Source organism: Alloacidobacterium sp., from assembly GCF_035631355.1.
Taxonomy (GTDB): Bacteria; Acidobacteriota; Terriglobia; order Terriglobales; family Acidobacteriaceae; genus Alloacidobacterium.
Genome location: NZ_DASQIX010000092.1, coordinates 1 through 3,271, shown reverse-complemented (window position 1 = coordinate 3,271; position 3,271 = coordinate 1). Strand labels below are relative to the sequence as shown.

The following is a 3,271-nucleotide window of genomic DNA, read 5'->3' as shown; positions in this document are numbered from 1 at the left end:
TTCAGGTTGCGGATGAACAACACCTGGAACGGGGCCATGAGCGACGGCGTCTGCGCGCGGTCGAGGGCTTCAAAGATGCTGGTTTCAGCGAGATCGATGTCCGACAGGCAGAAGTCGCGCAGGTCAGCGGGAACATAGGCTTCGAGTACAGCGCGTCGGCAGCGTTCGTAGAGAAAGATTTCGTCGCCAATAAGGACGTATCCGGGGCGCAGCTTATTGCCGCGGAGCTCGGCGAGGAAACGATCCGTGGAGGCGAAGCTTGCTCCCATTGCCTAGATTATCTCCTGTTGCGAGAAATGCATTTCACCGCAGAGGATGCTGAGGTTTCGCGGAGGTGCTGTTGATTTTGAAATCTTCGCTCCGCGAAAAGAAAGCAGATCCTTCGACTACGCGTTCTACGAACGCTCCGCTCAGGATGACATCGTGGTTGGGGTAACCGTCATGCATCAGAAGGACTCCAGAATATCTGAGACCAGGGCCTGCGCAAAGTCACGAGAAAGGCGCTGGACTGCGGCGGGGTCTTCCTGGATGAAACTGACCAGGTCCTGCGTGGTCTGGTATTGCTGGCGGAAGCTGTAACTCTTGTTCTCGTAGAGGACGCGCTTGTCGCGATCGAGCACCTTGACGCTGGCGCCAATGGTGATGAGGTAGCTCGACGACTGGCCGGTCTGGATGTTGTAAGTGAGCGGAATGACCTGAAAGTTGTTGATGGAGCCTTCAAGAACAGCATCGCCTGCATCGGGATGGTCGGTTGCGAGCACTCTATATGGGGTGCGGCTTGTGAATTCGCGAATTACCGCGTTTGTGAATGAAACTTCCGTGTGGAAGGACTGTGTGTGGTTGGCGAAAGTCGGAACAGCCAGCGTATGCACCGTATTTGGCAGGTGCGCGGCGGAATTGACCGAGTGATAGCCGCAGCCGGCAAGCGCGCAAATCCAAGCCAGCGACACAACGAGAGAGAACCGAGGCATTCTGTGACATTTTCTCATTTCAAACTGGCCAGGTTCGCAATATATTGTTGCTACCCATTTTGTTTTATTGACCGCGGCGTGGGCGATGTATGATGTCTGCGTTCGGAGGGCCCAGAACGTTGCCACTGAATCGTTTTACTTTTGTTTTTAGCGTGCTTTTGCTGTGCTGTTTTAGCCTTTTTGCCGACGATAATATTCCATCCGCTGCCTGGACCATCCCTATTGGGCAGGCGCCTCCCAATCCCGGCGGGCGCAAGCCCTCGCTGCCAACGAATATCGACGACGGTTTCTGGCAGGGCGCGCCGGTGGGAGGGTTCGGAGCGGGCACGTTTTCGCGCAGTTACCGGGGCAACTTTGAGCGGTGGCATATGAAAGCTGGTGTCCATAAATATGCCAATGTACCAGGCGACCAGTTTGCCGTTTTTGTGCAGCCGGAAGGAGGCACGGCGAAGGCGGTAGCGCTCTCCACTGGCAAACCGCCGGATGGATCCCTCTCATCCTGGAACTGGTCGTATCCCGCCGGCGCGGGTGAGTATGCGGCACTCTATCCCAAGTCGTGGTTCGCCTATGACCCGGCGCAACTGAACGGCGTGAAGCTTACAGTCGAGCAGTTTTCGCCCGTGCTGCCTAACAACTATAAGGAATCGAGCTACCCGGTCGCGCTCTATAACTGGTATGCAGAAAACCCAACCGACAAGCGCATGACCATCTCCGTATTATTTTCCTGGACAAATATGGTCGGCTGGTTTCGCGACACGTCAAGCGGCTTTAACGGCGCACTCAGCAATCAGGACAGAAACCGTTATGTTTCTGAAGACGTATCGGGCGAAGCCGGCGTGTCGTTGCAAGGCATTGTTTTCGACAGGCTGCGCACGGGAAATGTGCGCGAAGAGTGGGATGGTCAGTTTGCAATCGCGACAAGGTCTAGTCCGGGCGTTGAAGTGACTTACATGACCACGTACTACCCGCAGGCCATGGGCGATGAAGTCTGGACTCCGTTTTCCACCGACGGCCGGTTGCCGAGCGCAAGCCTGGACGTTGCCAGCAGCGGCGAGCAACTTGCCGGCGCTATTGCAGTGCGCTTTACGCTCGATCCGCATGAAAAGAAGCAGGTTCCCATGGCGCTGGCATGGGACTTCCCGCTAATTCAGTTTGGAGGAGGCCGCAAGTGGGTTCGCCACTACACAAAGTTCTTCGGCGCGGAAGGTACCAACGCCTGGCGAATCGCGAAGGCCGCGCTGGAACACGACGATGAGTGGAGCAAGGCTATCGACGCGTGGCAGAAGCCGTACATCGAAGACGAATCGAAGCCGTTGTGGTTTCGCGGCGAGCTTTTCAATGAGATGTACATCCTCGCCGACGGCGGAACAGTGTGGGCACACGAATTGGATGGAATAAGCAACCCGAACCATTTCTCGTCGAAGGACGAGGACACCTTCAGCTATCTGGAATGCTTTGACTATGTTTACTACGGCACCTCGGATGTCCGCTTCTACGGATCGTTTCCGTTGATTCGCTTCTGGCCGGAGATTGAGAAACAGGTTATGCGTCAGTACGCAGACACGGTCCAGGAGAGTAATCCACAGAAGTACCTATGGCTGTGGCAGGCAATGCATGAGCACAAATTCGCGACCATGGAGCGAAAGGTAGCCGGGGCGGTGCCGCATGATCTTGGCGCACCGCAGGAAGACCCGTTTGTAAACGTAAATCAGTACAACTATCAGGATGTATCGAACTGGCGCGACCTGAACAGCAAGTTTGTGCTGATGGTGTGGCGTGACTACGTCTACACGGGCAGCAAAGACCTCACCTTCCTGCACTATGAATGGAACGGCGTGAAGGCAGCTATGGAACACCTGCGCCAGTACGACACCGACGGCGACGGGCTGATTGAAAATGGCGGCTTCCCTGACCAAACCTACGACGACTGGATCGCGACCGGTGAGAGCGCCTACAGCGGGGGGCTTTATCTCGCAGCTTTGCGGGCGATGACTGAGATCGCACTGAAGGTCGGCGACCCCAACACCGCCAGCGAATACAACGCGCTCTACCGGCGCGCACAGCTGGCATACATCACCAAATTATGGAATGGGAAGTATTTCGATTACGACACGAGAAGCGAATACCGCTCCGACATCATGGCCGATCAACTGGCAGGTCAATGGTACGCCAACCTTACCGGCCTCGGCGAGTTGGTTCCTAAGCGAATGCGGCTCTCCGTGCTGAAGACGGTTTACAACAACAATGTGCTGCTCTTCGGCAATGGAGAGATGGGGGCAGTGAATGGCATGGGGCCGAAA

General features: G+C 55.9%; 2 protein-coding genes and 1 pseudogene. 1 reads left to right on the top strand and 2 read right to left on the bottom strand.

All coding sequences use genetic code 11. The features are described from left to right. A pseudogene (locus tag VEV40_RS16620) lies at window positions 1-269 on the bottom strand (DNA polymerase III subunit delta); the annotation flags it as partial. A gap of 177 nt (window positions 270-446) precedes the next feature. After that, window positions 447-971, bottom strand: coding sequence for an LptE family protein (locus tag VEV40_RS16615; RefSeq protein ID WP_324833934.1), 525 nt, complete (start codon window positions 969-971; stop codon window positions 447-449). 119 nt (window positions 972-1,090) lie between these two features. Between VEV40_RS16615 and VEV40_RS16610 the strand changes: the two genes are divergently transcribed. Next, window positions 1,091-3,271, top strand: a 2,181-nt coding sequence (locus tag VEV40_RS16610; RefSeq protein WP_324833933.1) for a non-lysosomal glucosylceramidase, incomplete at its 3' end; no start/stop codon positions are given.

Excerpts from the sequence above, each read along its gene's own strand:
- VEV40_RS16615 (WP_324833934.1), bottom strand. The coding sequence starts at position 971 with ATGCCTCGGTTCTCTCTCGTTGTGTCGCTGGCTTGGATTTGCGCGCTT.